At 65.8% G+C, this 18,859-nt stretch carries 14 protein-coding genes and 1 tRNA gene; 12 read left to right on the plus strand and 3 right to left on the minus strand.

Features of this window, described 5'->3' with window-relative positions; all coding sequences use genetic code 11:
- The first annotated feature begins 261 nt into the window (after positions 1-261).
- The 11 genes from IE093_RS21640 to IE093_RS21690 all read left to right on the plus strand — a co-directional run bounded on the left by IE093_RS21640 (position 262) and on the right by IE093_RS21690 (position 14,979).
- Positions 262-1,473 (plus strand): ATP-grasp domain-containing protein, encoded by a 1,212-nt coding sequence (locus tag IE093_RS21640; RefSeq protein WP_189472925.1) that lies wholly within the window; start codon positions 262-264, stop codon positions 1,471-1,473.
- Positions 1,470-3,374: an IucA/IucC family protein gene (locus IE093_RS21645; RefSeq protein ID WP_189472926.1), complete on the plus strand. Its 1,905-nt coding sequence runs from the start codon at positions 1,470-1,472 to the stop codon at positions 3,372-3,374. The genes IE093_RS21640 and IE093_RS21645 overlap by 4 nt, the downstream gene beginning before the upstream one ends.
- The gene (locus IE093_RS21650; protein WP_189472928.1) at positions 3,371-4,594 is read left to right on the plus strand and encodes an MFS transporter; all 1,224 of its coding nucleotides are present in this window, start codon (positions 3,371-3,373) and stop codon (positions 4,592-4,594) included. Before IE093_RS21645 ends, IE093_RS21650 begins: the two co-directional genes overlap by 4 nt.
- A complete protein-coding gene (locus IE093_RS21655; RefSeq protein ID WP_189472930.1) occupies positions 4,591-6,420 on the plus strand; it encodes an IucA/IucC family protein in 1,830 nt (609 codons plus the stop codon). Before IE093_RS21650 ends, IE093_RS21655 begins: the two co-directional genes overlap by 4 nt.
- A gap of 14 nt (positions 6,421-6,434) precedes the next feature.
- Entirely contained in the window at positions 6,435-7,640 is a 1,206-nt protein-coding gene (locus tag IE093_RS21660) for a type III PLP-dependent enzyme (RefSeq protein ID WP_189472932.1), read from the plus strand.
- On the plus strand, positions 7,640-8,458 hold the full coding sequence (locus IE093_RS21665; RefSeq protein WP_189472933.1) for an HpcH/HpaI aldolase family protein: 819 nt from the start codon (positions 7,640-7,642) through the stop codon (positions 8,456-8,458). Before IE093_RS21660 ends, IE093_RS21665 begins: the two co-directional genes overlap by 1 nt.
- A 150-nt stretch (positions 8,459-8,608) precedes the next feature.
- Positions 8,609-9,595: an ABC transporter substrate-binding protein gene (locus IE093_RS21670; protein WP_189472935.1), complete on the plus strand. Its 987-nt coding sequence runs from the start codon at positions 8,609-8,611 to the stop codon at positions 9,593-9,595.
- Positions 9,592-10,611, plus strand: a complete 1,020-nt coding sequence (locus IE093_RS21675; RefSeq protein WP_189472937.1) for a FecCD family ABC transporter permease — start codon at positions 9,592-9,594, stop codon at positions 10,609-10,611. Before IE093_RS21670 ends, IE093_RS21675 begins: the two co-directional genes overlap by 4 nt.
- Entirely contained in the window at positions 10,608-11,699 is a 1,092-nt protein-coding gene (locus IE093_RS21680) for a FecCD family ABC transporter permease (protein WP_189472939.1), read from the plus strand. The genes IE093_RS21675 and IE093_RS21680 overlap by 4 nt, the downstream gene beginning before the upstream one ends.
- Positions 11,700-11,702: 3 nt before the next feature.
- Entirely contained in the window at positions 11,703-12,611 is a 909-nt protein-coding gene (locus IE093_RS21685; protein ID WP_229803879.1) for an ABC transporter ATP-binding protein, read from the plus strand.
- A gap of 268 nt (positions 12,612-12,879) precedes the next feature.
- Positions 12,880-14,979, plus strand: coding sequence for a TonB-dependent receptor family protein (locus IE093_RS21690; RefSeq protein WP_189472941.1), 2,100 nt, complete (start codon positions 12,880-12,882; stop codon positions 14,977-14,979).
- A 178-nt stretch (positions 14,980-15,157) separates the two neighbouring features.
- Here the strand turns inward: IE093_RS21690 and IE093_RS21695 are convergent, their stop codons facing one another.
- Together IE093_RS21695 and IE093_RS21700 are read right to left on the minus strand one after the other, a co-directional pair.
- The gene (locus IE093_RS21695; protein WP_189472943.1) at positions 15,158-17,254 is read right to left on the minus strand and encodes a TonB-dependent receptor; all 2,097 of its coding nucleotides are present in this window, start codon (positions 17,252-17,254) and stop codon (positions 15,158-15,160) included.
- Positions 17,255-17,433: 179 nt separating this feature from the next.
- Positions 17,434-18,030: a hypothetical protein gene (locus IE093_RS21700; RefSeq protein WP_189472945.1), complete on the minus strand. Its 597-nt coding sequence runs from the start codon at positions 18,028-18,030 to the stop codon at positions 17,434-17,436.
- Between the two features lie 83 nt (positions 18,031-18,113).
- On the opposite strand from IE093_RS21700, the gene IE093_RS21705 reads away from it, so the two are divergent.
- Positions 18,114-18,190, plus strand: a tRNA-Ile gene (locus tag IE093_RS21705).
- 257 nt (positions 18,191-18,447) lie between these two features.
- Here IE093_RS21705 and IE093_RS21710 read toward each other — a convergent pair.
- On the minus strand, positions 18,448-18,859 hold a 412-nt coding region (locus IE093_RS21710; protein WP_229803880.1), incomplete at its 5' end, for a hypothetical protein.

An 18,859-nucleotide genomic window follows, 5' to 3' on the forward strand; every position in this document is an offset into this window, starting at 1 on the left:
AGGGGATCCCGCCGTTTTGCGTTGTCGAGGTCGTTCGGGCTACGCCCTCACGACCTCGACGACACACGATCTCGGCTTTCTCATCTTGATTGTCGCGTGACTCTCACCTTGATTGTCGCTGTACACGTAAAACTCCTCAAATGCGAATGGTGTTGATTATCATTTGATATTTATTCTAACATGGCTCCCCGCCAAGCCGTCAGGGAGCCGCTTCCTGTCTGGCCTGGCGCCCCGACTCGTCCGAGAGACAAGGAGCCAGCCATGCCACAACCGATCGTCTTCGTCGCCCACGTGGTCACGGAGGTTCTCAATGAGGGCTTCCTGCCCGCGGCACGAGAACTAGACCTTGACCCAGTGATCGTCACCGACCTACCCAGCGATCACCGTCGACACTTCGCACAGGAGGGCCTCGCCGCTTATCCAGAGGCGGTGCTCGGCTGTGATGTGTTCAGCCCCATCGCCATTCTCGAAACGCTACAGGAGGCCGGCATCACGCCGCGGGCGGTGTTCTCCCACAGCGATCATCTGCAGGCCGCCACGGCCTTGGTGGCGGACTACTTCGGCCTGCCGGGCAAGGACTGGCGGGTGTGCTTCGCGGCCAAGAACAAGGCGGCGATGCGCCAGCGCCTCGACGAGCTGGCGCTGTCGCCGTGCTGGCACCGCCTGGTGACGACGCCGGCGCAGCTCACCGAGATCGCCCCGGACTGCCCGCTACCCTGCGTGGTCAAGCCCCGAGAGGGCGTGGCGAGCCTGGACGTCAGCCGGGTCGACACCCGCGAGGCGTTGATCGCCTGCTGCGAAGGCCTGTGGCAACGCCATTCCGGTCAGGCGCTGCTGATCGAGGAGTACCTGGAGGGCGAGCTTTACACCCTGGAAACCCTGGGTGACGGCGACCGGCTCGAGGTCCTCGGCGGCTTTCGCGTCGAGCTGTCGCCACCACCGCATTTCATCGAGCTGGCCGCCCACTGGGGGCTCGACCTCGACCAAGCGGTGATCGACGACATCATCGATCAGATTCGTCGCTTCGGCGTCGGCTTCGGCTCCTGCCACAGCGAGTTCGTGCTGACGCCGACGGGCCCTCGGCTGATCGAGATCAACTACCGCACCATCGGCGATGGTCGCGAGTTTCTCCTCGATGAAACCCTTGGCATCGAGCTGTTCCGCACCATCTTGCGCCTGCACCTGGGCGAGGCCCTGCCCAGGTTCGATATCGCCAGCAAGGGGTTGCACATCGAGTACGTCAGGGCCACCCAGTCCGGTCACCTGGTGCAGGTGCCCGAGGCGTTTCGCCGACGCTGGGAGGACGGCTTCGTGGACTTCCACCCGCTGCGCAGGACCGGTGAGCGATTGACCCTGAGCCATTCCAACAAGGACTATCTCGGCGTCCTGCGCGCCGCCGGCGACTGCACCGTCCGACTCAAGGAGCGCGTGGCAACGACGCTGGCCTCGCTGACCTGGGAGATGCAGCCATGACCCTTGACGCGAGCCCGGCGATTGAGACCGAAAGCCGCGATGGTGCCTTCGCTGCCACCGCCGACGAGGCCCGCCGCTACGTACTGGCGCGCGTGGTGGACGCCCTGTTACGCGAGGACGTTCAAGGCATCACGCGACAGGCTCGGGTGCTGGATGGTGCGCCCCCGGCGCTATCCCGCCTGGATATTGGTCCCCTCACGCCGGGTCCATGGCTCGAGATCACGACGCTGGCCTCAGGCACCCTGTGGCTGCCGGTGACGCCGGAGCGCTTCATGCAGCGCTGGCGCTATCGTCAGGGACCGGTGGTAGTGGCCGGCGAGACGCCCGGGGCAGAGGTGGCGAGGGAGCTTTCGGACGCGGCGAGTCTTATTGCCTGGCTCAGTGAGGGCCTGGCGCCGGAGGCGCGCGACTACTATGCCGCCTTCGCCGACGAGTGCCGCCAGGCCGAGGCCCAGCGGCTGGCCTGTCGCGAGGCCCAGCGTGACTACTTCGCCCGCTGCTCGGCCCAGGACGCCAACGCCTGCCCTCCCGCCGAGTGGTCGGCCCGCTTCGCCCACTATGACCGCCTGGCATCGTTCCAGGATCATCCTTACTATCCCACCGCCCGGGCCAAGCTGGGCTTCGATGTGGAGGCGCTCAGGCGCTTCGCTCCCGAGTTCCAACCGCGCTTCATGCTGCGCTGGCTGGCGGTACCGAGGGCGCTCTGTCACCTGAGCGATATGGCGCTGCCCGACTGGTGGCCAAGCGTCGAGCGGGTGGGGCTCGACACTCGCCTGGCCCACGACTATCGGCTGCTGCCCGTGCACCCATTCCTGTGGGCGTCGGGACTCGACGCCATGCTCAAGGAGGCGGGCCTGGCCGAGACCGTGATCAAGGCGCCGCTGGCGGCCGTCGAGGTCCAGCCCACCCTCTCGGTGCGCAGCCTGATGCTCACTGAGCAGCCCACCACCCACATCAAGCTACCGCTGACCATCCGTACCCTGGGCAGCCGCAATATCCGCACCATCAAGCCCAGCACCATCGGCGATGGCCACCGGGTCCAGTGTCTGCTCGGCGCCATCGCCAAGCAGGATGCGCTGCTCGCCGGGCGCCTGCTGCTCACCGATGAGCAGCAGGGCGCCCATGTCGCGGGCCAACCGTTTCTCGGCTTCATCCTGCGCCGCTACCCACCGGCGGTCGAAGACGCCACCCTGGTCTCGGTGGCGGGGCTAGTCGCGGCCTGCCCCAGTGGCGCCGCGGTCTACGAGGAACTGGCCGAGCGTTTCTTCGACGCCGATGTCCGCGCCTTCCTGCGGACCTACTTGCGGCTCACCTTCGACATCCACCTGCCCCTGTGGCTGCGCTATGGCGTGGCGCTGGAGTCCAATCAGCAGAACTCGATGCTGCTGCTGCGCGAGGGCGGGGAGATGCGCCTGTTGCTCAAGGACAACGACGCGCCCCGCCTGAATCGCACCAGGCTCGAAACCCGCTGGCCGGCGCTGTATCGCCTGGTGGAGACGCTCGAAGACCAGCGCATCTGGTGCGAGTCGCCCCAGGCGCTTGAGCAGATGTTCGTCACCATCACCCTGCAGCTCAACGTCGCCCCGCTGATCGAGCACCTGGCCGCGCACGGCCACGGCGAACGGGCCGAGCTCTACGGCGAGGTGCGCCGGGCCATGGCTCTAAGCCTGGCCGCCATGCCGGAAGAAGACGGATCGCCCGTGACGCAGCTGCTGGAACGGGACTTCCTTGACGCCAAGTACCTGCTGACCGCCGGCACCCTGGCCAGCAAGGCGAGCACCGGGGCCAAGGACATCAACAAGTTCTACGGCAGGACGGCGCCGAACTTCCTGAAAGAGGCGGCCCTAGACGCAGAGCTCGAGCAGGTGCCGTCGGATACCCGGCTCGAGGCAACGCCATGAGCCGGGACGAACGGCAGCGGGTCCGGGGCGTCATGCTGTGCCACTTCGTGGCGTCCCTGGCGGCGCTGGGTATGCCGCCCTTCTTTGCCATCCTGTTGAGCGAGGAGTTCGCCTCCACGCAGCTTCACCTGGTCGGCTGGCTGTATGTGCTGCCTACGGTGTTTTCCGCCCTGGCGGCGCCCTGGTGGGGGCGCTTCGCCGATCGCTACGGCGCCCGGCGCTCCCTGATCCGCGCCCAGGTCGGCCTGGCCCTGGGCTTCTTGATGGCGAGCCAGGCCGGCTCGGTGGGCGGCTTCGCCCTGGCCCTGGCCGTGCAAGGGTTGCTCGGTGGCACCTTCGCCGCCTCTAATACCTGGCTCGCCGGAGAGCTCGAAGGAGAGCGCCTGGCCCGGGCGCTCACCGCCATGCAGGCCTCGGCACGGGCCGCCCTGGTCGTCGCGCCGATCCTGTTCGGCTACCTGATCGGCGGGATATCCCCGCTGACCCTGTACGCCTGGCTCGCCCTGCTGCCGCTGGCGGCGGCGGCCCTGGTGGCTACCTTTCCAGCCCATGGCCCTGCCCGTGAAGCGGCTAAGGCCGCGGATTCGGCGAGCGGCGACACACGCCGCGGGCCGTCTGACGCCGGCGAAACGGTGCCACCGGGGCTCTTGCTGTGGCTGCAGTTCGGCTTCTCCTTCGCCTGCGTGGTCACCTATCCCTACTTCATCGCCGACCTCCAGGGCCGCTTCACCGAGCTGTCCACGGTCACGCTTGCCACCCTGTTCAGCCTGCCGCACCTGGTGTACCTCGCGCTCTCCGCTCCGCTGGGCAAGGCGCTGGGGCGCTACTGCCCGCGGCGCACCCTGACGCTCGCCTTCGCCGCCATGGCGCTCGCCTGCTGGGCGCAGTACGGCCTCGACGGCAACGGCTGGCAATCGCAGGCCGGCATGTGGCTGGCGCGACTGGCGATGGGCCTTGCCATGACCGCCGCCTTCGTCGCGCTCCACCGCCTGATGAGCGGCGCGAGCCGGCAGCGGGCCGGACGCCTGTTCGGACGCCTCGATGCCGCCGCCAAGTGGGCAGGCGTCGCGGCCGGCCTCGGCGCCGGCGTCCTGGCCTCGCGCTTCGGCCTGGCAAGCCCTCTGCTGGCCTCGGCCTGGGTGCTGGCCGCGCTCGGTCTGAGCCTTGCCCCGAGCCTCACTCGTCCCCTCATTTCCCCCTCGCAAAGGAAGCGAACATGACCCTTAGCTCCTCCGCCGTCGCCCTGCACAGGGCATTCAAGACCCAGGATCTGCGCGACCAGGCCAGCACTCATTCGATCTGGGCGCTGCTTAACGCCTACTGCCGCGAGGTCGCCGCGCCGGCCGGCGAGCTCAGCTGGGACAGCCCCTTCGGCGCCCGCGTCTGGCCGCAGGCGATCCAGCAGCACCGGCGCCTCAAGGGTGGCCACGTGCTGCAGGTCTCGCTGCCGCGCAGTGGCCAGCAACTGCTGATCGCGGTCGAGCGTCCCTCGATCACCCTCAACCACGCCTACCGCTCCGAGCCCTTCGGCGCCACCTTCGGCAAGCCTTGGCAGGCGCTGGACTGGCAACACCTGGCGCGGATGCTGCTGAGCGAACTGGCGCTGCGCTTCGATCAACCGTTCAACGACGAGTTGCTGGCCCAGATCGGCAACAGTGTCGAGCTGATGGGGGAGTTCATCGCCGCCGCCGATGACGTCGACTGGGGCCAAGGGGAGGGGGCCTACCTGCGCTCGGAGCAGTCGCTGATCTTCGGCCACGCCTTCCACCCCACCCCCAAGAGCCGCGAAGGGGTCGCGCTCGACGCCATCCGGCGCTACTCCCCTGAGCTCGGCGCTGCCTTCCCGCTGCATTACTTCGCTGTGGCGGCAAGCGATCTCGCCCAGGCCTCCCATCTCGATGAAGACGCCTATGCGCAGCTCGAGCGCCAGCTCCCGGACCTCCGCCTTCCTCCCGGTTACCGGGCGCTGCCGGTGCACCCCTGGCAGGTCGAGCATATCCGCGGCCTGGCGGTGGTGCGTCAGGCGCTCGACAGCGGCCGCCTGATCGACCTGGGGCCGGCCGGTGAGCCCTGGTACCCCACGGCCTCGGTACGCACCCTGTTTCAGCCCGGCCGCGACCGCTTCCTGAAATGCTCGCTGCATGTGCGCCTGACCAACTGCGTGCGCAAGAATGCCTGGTACGAACTCGAGAGCGCCGTCGCCGTGAGCCGCCTGCTCAGCGAAGAAGCCAGCACCCTGGGCGAGACCTTCCCGACGCTGACGTTGATGGCCGAGCCCGGCTTCGTCACCGCCGACTTCCGCGACCAACCGTGGGAGACACGCATCGCCTTGCAGGAGGCCTTCGGCCTGATCCTGCGCCAGACCCCGGTCTGGGGAGAGGACGAGACGCCGCTGCTGGCGGCGGCGCTGTTTGCCGATACCGCCTCGGGGGACTCGCCACTGGAGCGTGAGGTCATGCGCCTGGCCCGCCATCGAGGCCTATCGCGTGAGGAGGCGGCGCTGCGCTGGTTCGAGGCCTACGTCGAGCACCTGGTCCACCCGATGCTGTTCGCCCTGTGCCGGCTCGGGGTGGTGTTCGAACCGCATCTGCAGAACGTCGTGGTGGGGCTGCGCCACGGCCTGCCCAGCCATATCTATATCCGCGACCTGGAAGGCACCAAGCTGCTGCCCGAGCAGTGGCCCGATGCGCGTCTGACGAGCCTCACCGAGCGCGCTAGGGCCTCGGTACGCTACGCCGAGGAGTTGGGGGTCAAGCGCATCGGCTACTGCCTGCTGATCAACAACCTCGCCCAGGCGGTGTTCTTCCTGGCGCGCGACGATGCCAAGCTCGAACCTCGGCTATGGCACTGCCTCGGGTCGAGCCTGAGACGCTACCAGCAGCGCCACGGCAACGCCTTCTCCGCGCGGCTGATCGAGCGCCTGCTCGAGGGCGAGCCCTGGCCCAACAAGACCAACCTGCTCAACCGGGTCCTCAAGCGCGCCGACCGCGCCTCCGAATACGTGCCGCTGGCCAGCCCCTTCGCCCATCCCCTCGACACCCAGTGATTCAGGAGCTCCCGATGGAATTTCGACTCGACCCCATGGCCCGGGAAGCGGCCCGCCTGCAGGCGGCGAGCGCTGACCCCCTGTGCGCCTATCTGTATGATCTTCCGGCTCTGCGCCGCCACGTCGAGGACGTGGTGGCGGAACTGCCCGAACGCTGCGAGATGTTCTACGCCGTCAAGGCCAATGCCGAGGCACCGATACTGGACGCTCTCGAGGGCCGCGTGGCCGGCTTCGAGGCCGCCTCCGGCGGCGAGCTGGCGCTGATCCGCGAGCGCTTTCCCGAGACTCCACTGCTGTTCGGCGGCCCGGGCAAGTTGGTCTCGGAGCTCTCGCTCGCCCTCGAACTCGGCGTCGAACTCATCCATGTGGAGAGCCTGACCGAGCTCGAACGCCTGGCCCAGCTACTGGAGCAGAGCGAGCGCCGCCAGGGGGTGCTGCTGCGCATGAATCTGGCCACCGACAACCTGCCCTCGACACCCCTGACCATGGGTGGCGTGCCCACCCCCTTCGGCATCGATCCCGAGGATCTCGAGACCTGCCTCACCTTCCTTGCTCACCATCCCAGGATCGAGCTGCGCGGCTTTCACTTCCACCTGATCTCTCATCAGCTCGACGCCGATGCTCAGCTCAGGCTTCTCGGCGACCTGTTTCACCAGGTCGAACACTGGTGCGAGCAGTATCGCCTGGACATCGACCAGATCAATGTCGGCGGCGGCATCGGCATCAACTACCGTGAGCCCAGCCAGCAATTCGACTGGAAGGGATTCTGCAGCGGGCTCGCGCAGCGGCTTGCCGAGCCGCGCCTGCAGCGCTATCGCATTCGCTTCGAATGTGGCCGCTACCTGACCGCCCCCTGCGGCTATTACCTGATGGAGGTGATGGACCTGAAGCGCAACCACGGCCAGTGGTTCGCGGTATGCCGTGGCGGCACCCACCACTTCCGCACCCCGGCGGCACAGAATCACGACCATCCCTTCGTGCGCCTGCCCGGGCGCGGCGGCGAAGAAGAGGGACTGACCCACACCAGGGTCAGCGTCGTCGGCCAGCTATGTACCCCCAAGGACGTGCTGGCGCGCCAGGTCGAGATCGAGCGCCTGGCCATCGGCGATATGCTGATGTTCACTCTGGCCGGTGCCTACGCTTGGAACATCTCCCACCAGAACTTCCTGCGTCATCCGGCGCCGATCATGCGCTTCATCGACGACGAGGAGGGCGCCTGATGCTCGGGTCCAATCCGCTCAAGTGCCGTCTCGCGCAGGGCGACTGCGTCTACGGCATGCTTAACTCGGTGCCGACGCCCTGGCTCGTCGAGATGCTCGGCCACGCGGGCTATGATTTCGTGGTGCTCGACATGGAGCACCTGAGTGTCAACCCGGAATCCGTGGAGCATATGATCCGTGCCGCCGAGTGCACCGGCATTACGCCCCTGGTGCGCGTTCCCGGGGTCGACCCCGGGGCGATCCAGCGCGCCCTGGACGCCGGGGCCATGGGGGTGGTGGTGCCGCGTGTCGAGAGCGCCGATCAGGCCCGCGAGGTGGTCGCGGCGGCGCGCTTTCAACCGCTCGGCCGGCGCGGCATCACCGGGGGCCGAACCACCGGCTTCGGGCGGCTGCCGCTCGGCGACTACCTGAAACGCGCCAACGACGAGATCCTGGTGGTGGTGATGATCGAATCGCCCCTCGGGGTGGAGAACATCGACGCCATCGTCGAGGTGGCCGGGGTGGATTGGATCCTCGAGGGTGCCATGGACCTGGCCCACGGCCTGGGGGTGGCCCCGGACACGGGGCACCACAGCGTGCGCCAGGCGCTGGATCGCGTGGCTCAGGCCTGCGCACGCGCGGGGCGCCGATTCTGTGCGATTCCCAGGGCCGAGGACCAGCACCGGTACTGGCGGGAGCGCGGGGTGACCAGCTTCCTGGTGGGCGAGGACCGCGGCATCCTGTTTCGCCGGCTGCGCGACCTGCGCGCCTCCTTCGACCTCGACCCAGCGGCTCCGGCCACAGCTGCCGGGAGCCTCCCGATAGACCGAAAACCCTGACAGGAACGCTGTTCTGACCACCCCGCAGCCCTGCGGTCTGGCCCCCGGCCGCATGCATGCGGCCGGGCTTAGAAACACTAATGCAAACGACTCTTCTTTCGCTTACAATTCCCCGCCATATTTCGCCCATGCCTGATGGAAGGAAGACGCATGCCCTGCGAGTTTCTCTCCCGCCTGTGCCGAGTACGGCTCGGGGCCGTCTGCCGCACGGCGCTCGTCGTCGCCCTGGGGCTCGTTCTGGCCATCGGCGTGGGCCAAAGGGCCCTCGCCGAGCCCCTGCATGATGACAGGGGCACCCCGATCGAGGCCAGATCGGTCGAGCGGGTGGCGGCCATCTCGACCTTCGCCGCCGACACCCTGGTGGCGCTTGGCATCTCGCCGGTCGGCGCCTCGACCTTCGGCAGTGAATCACTGCCCGGTTATCTCGGCGCCCCGCTGGCCGACACCCAGAGTCTCGGCCAGCGCGCCAGCACCAATCTGGAACTGCTCGCCGAGCTCAGCCCCGATCTGATCATCGGCATTCACCGCTACACCGAGCCCCACGCCCGCCAGCTCGAGGCCATCGCCCCGTTCTACGCCTTCGATGTGGTCAGCCTGGAGGACAGCCGGCGCGCGGTGACGGGCATCGCCACGGCGCTGGGCAAGCGCGCCGAGGGTGAGGCGCTGAATCAGGCCTTCAACGCGCGCCTCGCCGAACTCGGCGACGCCCCCGGGGGCATCAGCGCCATCCTGCTGGCCGGTGCCGGCGAAGCGCCCTTCGCCTACTACGATCATTTCCTGAGCGCCGCGCTGCTCGAGCGCCTGAACGCGACCAACGCCGCCGGCCCATCACCGACACCGGAGCAGACCATCCCCTTCGGCTACACGATCAGCCTGGAGCGGCTGCTGGCCCTGAACCCGGACGTCATCTTCCTGTTTGCTACCGGCAGCGAGCGGGCCTTCGCCAACAACCCGGTGTGGCCCTATCTCGAGGCGGTGAAGAACGGCCGGGTGTTCGAGGTCGGCCCTCACTGGAAGGAGGGCGGCGGCCCCATCGCCCGCCGCCTGATCCTCGACGAGATGGCCTGGCGGCTGTATCCCGAGACCTTCGACCGTCCCGAGTTGCCACCTTCCATTGCCAGCCACTCCTATCCATGAGCACCTTCCTCCCGTCGTCTTCAGGCGGCACGGCGCCTCGCCGTTCGAGTCTCGCCCTTTGCAGCGTCCTGCTCGCCGTCGCCATCGTCGTCATCGGGGCTCTGGCCATGGTCACCGGCAGCGTGCCGCTGTCGCTTCATGAGCTGATCGAGGTGCTGGCCGGCCGGGTCGACGGCATGGCCGCGATCCTGGTGCTGGAGCTGCGCCTGCCCCGCTTCGTCGCCGGCCTGCTGGTGGGCGCGAGCCTGGGCCTGGCCGGCCAGTTGATGCAGACGGTGACCCGCAATCCGCTGGCGTCACCCGGCATCACCGGCGTCGTCGCCGGGGCCTCGATGGCGGTGGTGATGGCGCAAGTGGGCTGGCGAGTGGACGTCACCTGGCTCCCCGCCATCGGCATGCTCGGGGGCGCGGGCGCCGCCACCCTGACCTTCCTGTTGGCGGCGCGCAGCGGCTTCTCGCCGCTGATGTTGGCCCTGGCCGGGATGGCGGTCACCGCCCTGGCCTCAGCCCTGGTCACCGCCTTTCTGCTGTTCTCCGGCGCTCAGGCACAGCAGCTCTATAGCTGGTTGGCCGGTGGCTTGCAGGGGCGCGGATGGGCCCACGTCGGCCAGATCCTGCCCTGGGCCCTCGGCGGCCTCGCGCTTTCGCTCGGCACCGGTCGCTGGCTCAACCTGATGCACCTGGAAGATAGCGTGGCGCGCTCCTTGGGCGGGGCCGTCACGCTGCTGCGCCTGGGCTTCGTGACGCTTGCCGTGGCGCTGACCGCGGCCGCGGTGGCGGTCGCCGGCCCGGTGGGGTTCATCGGCCTGATCGCCCCCCATCTGGTGCGCCTGGCGGCGGGGGTCGACCAGCGCCAGGCGCTGCCTCTAGTAGCCTTGACCGGCGCCCTGCTGGTCACCCTGAGCGATCTGCTCGCCCGCACCCTGGCGGCCCCCCAGGAACTGCCACTGGGTCTATTCACCGCGCTGATCGGTGGCCCCCTGTTCATCGCCCTGATTCGCTCGAGAACGCCATGACCTTCTCCGCTCGCGCCGCGACTCCCACCTCGCCCCACGCCGCCGGCAGCGCGCCCGTGAAGGACCGCCTGCGACTCGGGTTCGCCGTGCTGCTGGGCCTGGTGGTCCTGGCCGCACTCGCCAACCTGCTGTTCGGCGCCGTTACCCTGTCACCGAGCCGCGTGTGGCTGGCGCTGATCGGCTCCGGCGATTCGGCGGTCGGCGATCCGGTGGCCCAGGACATCGTCTGGAACCTGCGTCTGCCGCGCCTGTTGGTGGGGGCATTGGTCGGGGTCCACTTCGCCATCGCCGGGTCGCTGTTGCAGGCGGTCATGCGCAACCCCCTGGCCGACTCCGGGGTGATGGGCATCAACGCCGGCGCGAGCCTCGCGGCGGTGCTGGCCTTCGCCGCCGCCGAGCGCCTCGCCGGCGACGGCAACCCCTATCTGCGCGCGGCCCTGAGCCTCGACTGGCTGCCCCTGGTGGCCTGTGGCGGTGGGCTGGCAGCGGCGGCGGTGGTGTACCGCCTGAGCTGGAATCGTGGCTCGACCCCGGTGCGGCTGGTCCTGTGCGGTATCGCCGTAGCGGGCCTGCTCAATGCCCTGGCGACCGGGGTCCTGGCCGGCTGGGCCCAGGCCACCACCGAAACCGTGCTGGCCTGGCTCTCGGGCAGCCTATATGGCCGGGACTGGACGCATCTCACCGCGCTGCTGCCGTGGACGATGGCCAGCCTCGTCCTGCTGCCGTTGCTGGTTCGAGGAGCCAATCTGCTGCAGCTGGGCGACGAGGTCGCCGCCACCCTTGGGCTCGGCGTTGAGGGCTCGCGTTTCGCCCTGCTGCTGGTGGCAGTGCTGTTCGCCGCCAGCGCCGTCGGCATCGCCGGTCCAGTGGGCTTTGTCGGCCTGATCGTCGCTCATGTGGCGCGGCTGATGGTCGGCCCCGATCTCAAGCGTCAGCTCATCGTCAGTCCGCTGTGCGGCGCCCTGCTGGTACTCGTCTCCGATCTGGTCGGGCGCCTCGTGCTGGTGCCTGCCGAGCTGCCCATCGGTGTGGTCACCTCGCTGCTCGGGGTGCCTTTCTTTCTCGCCCTGCTGGCCAGGAGACTCTAAGCGATGACGTCCCGCATGTCCCTTCCTTCCCAACCAGGTGAGCCCGCCCACATCCAGTCCAAAGGATGCCCTGGCGATTCTAGCGCCAAGGCCCCGCGGCTTTCGGCTCGAAACCTGCGCCTGGGCTACGCCGACAAGGTCATCGTGCCGGGCATGACCCTCGATTTCGAACCGGCCCGCATCCACTGTCTCATCGGCCCCAACGGCTGTGGCAAGAGCACCTTGCTGCGCGCCTTGGCCGGCCTGATGAAGCCCCAGGACGGCGAGGCGCTGCTTGATGACCGCGCTGTGACGAGCTGGCCGCGCCGCCGCTTGGCCCGGCGCCTGGCCATGCTGCCCCAGCATCCCCAGGCCCCCGAAGGACTCAGCGTCGAGCAGCTGGTGCGCTACGGTCGCTTTCCCCACCAACGCCTGTTTGCTCCCCTCGGCGAACAGGACCACGCCCGGGTGAGCTGGGCGATTCGGGTCACGGGCCTGGCCGGCTACGAAGCTCGCCCGCTGTCGGCGCTGTCCGGCGGCGAGCGCCAACGTGCCTGGATCGCTCTGTGCCTGGCCCAGCAGGCTGACCTTCTGATTCTGGACGAACCCACCACCTACCTGGACTTGGGCCATCAGCTGGAGATCCTGGAGCTGTTGCAGGCGCTCAACCGCGAGCAGGGGCTCACGGTGATCATGTCGCTGCACGACCTCAACCAGGCAGCCCAGGTGGGCCATCGTTTGGTCGCCATGCGTTCGGGGCAACTGGTCCAGGCGGGGCCTCCTGCCGAGGTGCTGACCGAGCGCCTGCTGGCCGACGTCTTCCGCATCCGTGCCCGCATCATCGATGACGCCTCGGCGGCCCACGGTGACGCCCCGGCGTCCGCCTCGCCGTACTTCGTGGCGCTGTCCTCGCTCACCCCGCCAACGCTTTAGGAGCCTGTCGGACTTAACGCTGATCTACTGCGAAACCCGGACTTTCGGCCAATTTCATTCGATCTGCTTCGTTAAAGAGCCCGCTATTCGTCTCATCAGATCGATGAACTTGTCTCGAAATCCGTGTCTCTCGCGACGATCGGTCAAATCCGACAGGCTCCAGAGAAAGCCGACGAGAGGTCCCTCGGCGGTGCTGTACAACGCGCTTTATCTCATATAATATTGAGACGCTTTATCATTTAGATTTTTAAAAAAAACTGGACTCGACATGATAGATTCCCACTTCGCCCGACCTTCCCGCGCAGGCTTCTCCCGCAAGACTCCCATCGCCGCCGCCATCGGTCTCGCCTCCGCGCTGATCGGCGCTGGCGCCCAGGCCCAGGAGGCCACCGAACTCGATACGCTGGTCGTCCAAGGCGACTGGCTCGGCAACCCCACGGAGGAGGAGGTGCGGGTCTACCCCGGCGCGCGCACGGTGATCGAGCCCGAGCAGCTCCACGACAGCGGCGCCCTGAACATCGAGGACGCGATGCGCTCGGTGCCCGGAGTCCAGGTACTCGACGAAACCGGCACCGGCATACTGCCCAACATCGGCCTGCGCGGACTCAATCCGCTGCGCAGCGAACGCCTGCAGATGTTGGTGGACGGCTACCCGATCGCCATCGGCCCCTACAGTAACATCGGTGTCTCGCTGTTCCCGGTGACGCTACAGAGCATCGACACCATCGACGTGGTACGTGGCGGCGCGGCAGTCCACTACGGCCCCAACAACGTCGGTGGGGTGGTCAACTTCCTGACCAAGCCGATTCCCGGGGATATCGAACAGACCCTGTCGGAGCGGGTGACCATCGCCGAGGACACCGGCCACGTCTTCCACGACACCTACTACCGCGTCGGCGGCTTCGTCACCGACGACCTGGCGCTGCAGTTCCAGGCCAACGCCCAGGGTGGCGAAGGCTTCCGCGAGCACTCCGAGACCGACGTCCAGAACTTCCAGGTCGACGCCGAGTACTTCATCGACGATCGCCACACCCTGGACGCCAGCATGCAGTACTATGAAGTGGACGCCGAGCTGCCCGGCGCGCTCAGCCCCGAGGCCTTCGAAAAAGACCGCACCGATTCCCAGCGTCCTCACGACGCCTTTGAAGCGGACATGCTGCGCGGGACCTTGGCCTGGACCTTCCGCCCCAACGACGACGTCGAGTTCACCTGGCGCAACTTCGCCCATCGCGCGGATCGCACCTTCTTCTTCGGCCAGGACCTGGTCAGCGGCGGCCATTGGGCCGATCCCGCAGCCACCTCCAGCCATGTGGCCGATTCCCCCCGGCTGTTCCGCGTGTGGGGCACCGAGCCGCGCCTGACCGTGCGCCAGGGCATCCACACCGTCATCCTGGGTGCGCGCTATGTGAACGAGGACGTCGACTTCGACGTCAATCGCGAGAATCTCTCCGATGGTAGCCGTAACAGAGTGCGTCGCTGGGACCTGGAAACCGACGCCGTGGCGCTCTACGCCAGCGACACCCTGAGCCTGATGGACGGCCGGCTGGAGATCACCCCCGGGGTGCGCTACGAAGACGTGCGCATGGACTTCGAGGACGTGCTGAACGACACCACCTCGACCAACGACACCGACGAGATCCTGCCGGGCCTGACGGTGGGCTTCGCCGCCACCGACGATGTCTTCTTGTTCGCCAACGCCCAGAAATCGCTGGTGCCGGTGCAGATCGCCCAGGCCACCCGGGAAGGCGACGTGGCCAACGAGACCGCCTGGAACTATGAGCTGGGCGCGCGCGTCGATGTGACCCCGGCACTCACCACCTCGGTAACGCTGTTCCGCATCGACTTCGAGGACCAGATCCAGTTCGACAAGGCCGGTGATCGCTTCGTCAACCTGGGCGAGACACGCCACGAAGGCATCGAGCTCGAAGCCGACTGGCTGGCCACCGATCGCCTGTCGCTGGGTCTTGGCTACACCTACCTCGCAACCGAGCAGCTCACGGGTGACAACGCCGGCAACGACCTTCCCAACGCACCGCGTCACCATGTCAGCGCCAACGCCAGGTACGAGGTGAATCAATGGCAGGCGAACCTGAGTGTCAATCACTTCAGCGACGGTTTCAGCGATGCCGAAAATACCAAGGACGAAACCGCCAACGGTTCCGCCGGCGAGCTACCCGACTTTACCCTGGTCAACGCCCGCATCGGCCGCGATTTCCGACTCAGTGCCGACACCACCCTGAACGTGGGGCTCGCGGCCACCAACCTGCTTGATGACGACGCCTTCTTCCGCGGCGCCGACGTCAGCCCGGTGGGCCGTGTCCCGATGCCGGGACGCGCCTACATGCTGGAGGGCCGCCTCGAGTTCTGATCCACAGGGTTACTAAGCTTGTCACTAGCGGCGGCCTTCGGGCCGCCGTTCTCGTTGTGCGCCAGGCATAGCGCGTAGCGCCTGACTGGCGCTGTTACCGAGGGTGGTGCCTCGGCCATAAAAAAAGCCCACCGTCAGGGTGGGCATGAAGGATGCAAGCATATCGCGATGAGGTGGCTTAGTAGGCAGCGGACCAAGTCAGGGTGTAGGTGCGTCCGCGGCCCTGATAGTCGTAGAGATATTCCGGCCCGTAGTAAGGGGAATAGAACATCGCCGCGCGCTGCCCCCAGACAGTGGAGTACTGCTCATTCAGCAGGTTCTGCACGCCAAGGCTGAACTTGCCAACGTCGGTCTGCTGACTGAGTGTCAGATCCAGGGTAGTAAAACCATCGATCTTGCGGTCGTTGTCGTCCTCGAGGTCGACGACATGGTTGGCCTGCAGGCGTGCCGAGCGAACATAATCTGTCCAGCCGACGAACGCGGTGGCCGAGGAGAGTGAGGCATAGCGGGCATCGCGCTTTTCCCAAGCGCCATCTGCATTTTCTTGCTCGGAGCGCACCAGATGCAATGTGCCGCCAGTTTCGATGCCATTGTCGAAATAGAGGGTCAAGGCGCCTTCCACGCCATAGTCGCGCTTCTTTTCATCGATGACATCGATGCTCAGGTCACCGCTGTTGATCTCCAGGGCCTTGTCGGACCAGGCGTAGTAGGCAGCTGTCTGAGCCATCCAGTTACCGCCGCGGTAACGCCAGCCGAGTTCCACCTGATCGGTCTCGATCGCAGACAGTGGGTTGTCAGCGACGGTGATGCCCGCGCGACCATAGTACTTGGCCGGATCAGGCAGCTCGAAGCCCTGGCTGTACCGCAGCCAGTTCTGATGACCGTTGCCGTGGTCATATAGGGCACTGGCGTTGAGCAGAGTGGCATCGTAGTCGTTCTCGCCACCGGGAATGCCCTTGAAGTCGTCAACCTCGACGTCGGTATGCTGGCGGCGCATCCCGGCGGAGAGTTTCAGGCCATTGGTTACCTGCCAGTTGCCTTGGGCGAAGGCAGCGATGCTGTCGACTTGGTAGCCAGGGTAGCGTGGCTCGACACTGGCTCGTTCCTGCACCAGACCTCCAGTTGCATCGGACACGCTCTTGTCGAAGATCATCTGGCTGGCATCGAATTTTTCACGATCCAGATCCAGACCATAGGTGAGGCCGATGCTGTCGCTCAATTGGGCGTCGAACAGTGTTTTGATACCGCTGAGCTTAGTGTTCTGTTTGGAAACACGGAACTCGGAGCCTCCAGCGACTGGATAGGGAAAGGCCTGGAAGCTGGCCTCTTCCTCACGATGGAAGACTTGTAGATAGAAGTTCTGCCCTAACAGGTTGCCGTGATGGTATTGAGCGTTGACCATCTTGCGGTCGGTAGCCGGATCACGGTCCGAGCGGTAACCGTCGCGGATCTCGGCATCGTTCAAATCGGGCGTGGCGGCATCCAGGTTGGGGAAGTAGACACCACGGTCGCCTTCGTAGCCGGAGCGAAAGAGCTGGGCGCCGAGTTCCAGAGTCTGGTTGGCATCCAAGTTGAAGGTCAGGTTGCCGAGCACATCGATGCTGCGGTTGTCCTGCAGGTCGGTCTGGGCGATATCAGGGAATATTTCATCGCCATTGGCATCGAAGTGACGGCCGTTGTCCTGGTAGGCGACACCGAGATAGCCCTGTACCCGCTCGTTGCCACCGCTGACCGATTGGCCGATGCGCTTGTCCAGGTCATCGCTGCGATTGAACCCGCTAGTGGCGGCGACTTCGGTGCGCCAGTTGGGGCCGCCAACGTCACCCTTTCTGGTGATGATATTGATGATGCCGCCAGTGGCGCCGCCACCGTACAGGCTGCTGGCGCCGGAGAGCACCTCGATGCGTTCGATATTGAAGGGATCGATGGAGTCGAACTGGCGGGAGATACCGCGCGAACTATTCAACGATACACCGTCGATCAGTACCTGGACGCTACGGCCACGCAGGTTCTGGCCATAGTTGGTGCGCCCTTGAGGTGCCATGTCGAGTCCCGGTACCAGCTTTCCTAGAGCGGTCTTGAGATCGGCCCCGGTTTCGATCTGCTGCTGCAGGTCTTCTTTTTCGATAACCCACACGGCGCCTGGGATCTGACTGATTTGGGTCGGGGTGCGTGAGCCGACCACAACCATAGTGCCCTGTTCTTCCTGGGCCTGCAGCGTCATCGTCGCTGAACCGGCGGCGACGGCGAGGCCGAGGGTCAGTGTCTTTTTCATTATGGGGTCTCTTGCTGGTTATGCATGTGTTGCTTTGGCTGAGAGCGGGGGCAAGCATACCATCATGAAACATAATCTCAATAATAATGATTCGTATTTAATAAATAAGACGAATCATGGGAAATCTACGCCGCTTCCTGATAACCAGGAGCGCGGCGTGGGCTGTCAGGCAGGAAACGCTAGCGATCGATCAAGGTGGCATCGAGCTGTACCGGCACCTCATCGCCGATCTGCTCGTAACCCAACAGCAACAAGATACTGCGCGCGGTCTGGTTGGCCATCAGCTCGCGACCATCCAACGCCACCCGCTCGGCATTGGTGACCCGGATCTCACCGCGTGCATGGCGGGTGAAACGTAGCTTGAGCGGCTCCTGTTGGGTGACGTCTTCGGCCTGGATCCGGAACAGCAATGTCTCGGTCATCGATTCACCCACAGCGAGGGCATCCAGGCGCTCGGGAGGAAGCTGGGTGACCAGCGTTGCCAATGGCAATTCCTTCACGCCCGATAGCCAGGGCGGCAGATCTCCCAGGCGATCCAACACATCGGTCTGGTTGAGCCGCAATGGTAAGCGCAGGGTGCCGTCTGGCCCGATATCACCACGCAATTCGCGCAGTCGGTGTTGGTGTGGTACTGGCCCGCTAGGGGTGATCTCGACCACCGTGGCTTCGAGACGCGATTGAGCCGGGTCGAGCTGCCAGGCCGCCTGTGCCGGTAGTGCCAGTGCCAGGAGCGCCATTGCCCCCCACTTGAAGACCACCTTGTGATGCGTCGCCATGCGTTTACTCCTGGAATGCAATGTAGCCATCGAGACGCTGGCCTAGCGCGGCGGCTTTCGCTATCATACTGCCGCGCGGTACAGGGCCTATAGCTCAGTTGGTTAGAGCAGGGGACTCATAATCCCTTGGTCGCTGGTTCGAGTCCAGCTGGGCCCACCATCCTTTCAAGCGCTTACACCGTTTTTCCCTTCTTGCCGGTGTGCCGCCCCGTTGGTGTAAGCCGGTGCTTGTCGCGTCGCCTTTGGCACTTGTTTGCGCGAGTGTTGGCACAGCACTTCAACACGACATTCTTCCAGAATGGAAAACTGTATGGCACTGCGACGCCGAGTATGCCGTCGCCAGCCTTGAGGTCAATCCAATTCGCGGAGGGGGCTGGTGTGATGCCCCCGACCAATACGAACGCCACGAGAGGAGAGTCATTGCCAATCGGCCTCGCCTTCTTTATCGAGGGGTTGTGGTTTCAGGCCAATCAGTTGAGCCAGGGTCATCCAGACGGAATCGATGTGCTCCATGTCATGGAAGATGCTGGCATTAACGATCATGCCATCGAGCATGACCTGAATCAGGGCGGCAGTTTGCTCGGGTTGGGGCAGGGCCATTTCCGTCAGGATATCCACCAGAAGGTCGGTGACCCACTCCTTATGATGGCGGGAAACCGCATTCAGGTCTTGAGAGGTGTGAAACTCTCCCGTTGCCTTGATTGTCGACGCCGGAGCTATAAGTCCGTAAATCATCAAAACAGATTGTCCCCCCGACCCGCATGACCTTTCCTTGCTGGTGACCAAACCTGTAAGGACCGCGCCATGCTGAGCCGAGAGGACTTTCTCA

The organism is Litchfieldella qijiaojingensis (genome assembly GCF_014651875.1).
Taxonomy (GTDB): domain Bacteria; phylum Pseudomonadota; class Gammaproteobacteria; order Pseudomonadales; family Halomonadaceae; genus Litchfieldella; species Litchfieldella qijiaojingensis.

Coding starts and splice junctions, on each gene's coding strand:
- IE093_RS21645 (WP_189472926.1), top strand. CDS start 1,470: ATGACCCTTGACGCGAGCCCGGCGATTGAGACCGAAAGCCGCGATGGT.
- IE093_RS21700 (WP_189472945.1), bottom strand. CDS start 18,030: ATGGCGACGCATCACAAGGTGGTCTTCAAGTGGGGGGCAATGGCGCTC.
- IE093_RS21650 (WP_189472928.1), top strand. CDS start 3,371: ATGAGCCGGGACGAACGGCAGCGGGTCCGGGGCGTCATGCTGTGCCAC.
- IE093_RS21675 (WP_189472937.1), top strand. CDS start 9,592: ATGAGCACCTTCCTCCCGTCGTCTTCAGGCGGCACGGCGCCTCGCCGT.
- IE093_RS21685 (WP_229803879.1), top strand. CDS start 11,703: ATGACGTCCCGCATGTCCCTTCCTTCCCAACCAGGTGAGCCCGCCCAC.
- IE093_RS21695 (WP_189472943.1), bottom strand. CDS start 17,254: ATGAAAAAGACACTGACCCTCGGCCTCGCCGTCGCCGCCGGTTCAGCG.
- IE093_RS21665 (WP_189472933.1), top strand. CDS start 7,640: ATGCTCGGGTCCAATCCGCTCAAGTGCCGTCTCGCGCAGGGCGACTGC.
- IE093_RS21670 (WP_189472935.1), top strand. CDS start 8,609: ATGCCCTGCGAGTTTCTCTCCCGCCTGTGCCGAGTACGGCTCGGGGCC.
- IE093_RS21680 (WP_189472939.1), top strand. CDS start 10,608: ATGACCTTCTCCGCTCGCGCCGCGACTCCCACCTCGCCCCACGCCGCC.
- IE093_RS21690 (WP_189472941.1), top strand. CDS start 12,880: ATGATAGATTCCCACTTCGCCCGACCTTCCCGCGCAGGCTTCTCCCGC.
- IE093_RS21655 (WP_189472930.1), top strand. CDS start 4,591: ATGACCCTTAGCTCCTCCGCCGTCGCCCTGCACAGGGCATTCAAGACC.
- IE093_RS21660 (WP_189472932.1), top strand. CDS start 6,435: ATGGAATTTCGACTCGACCCCATGGCCCGGGAAGCGGCCCGCCTGCAG.
- IE093_RS21640 (WP_189472925.1), top strand. CDS start 262: ATGCCACAACCGATCGTCTTCGTCGCCCACGTGGTCACGGAGGTTCTC.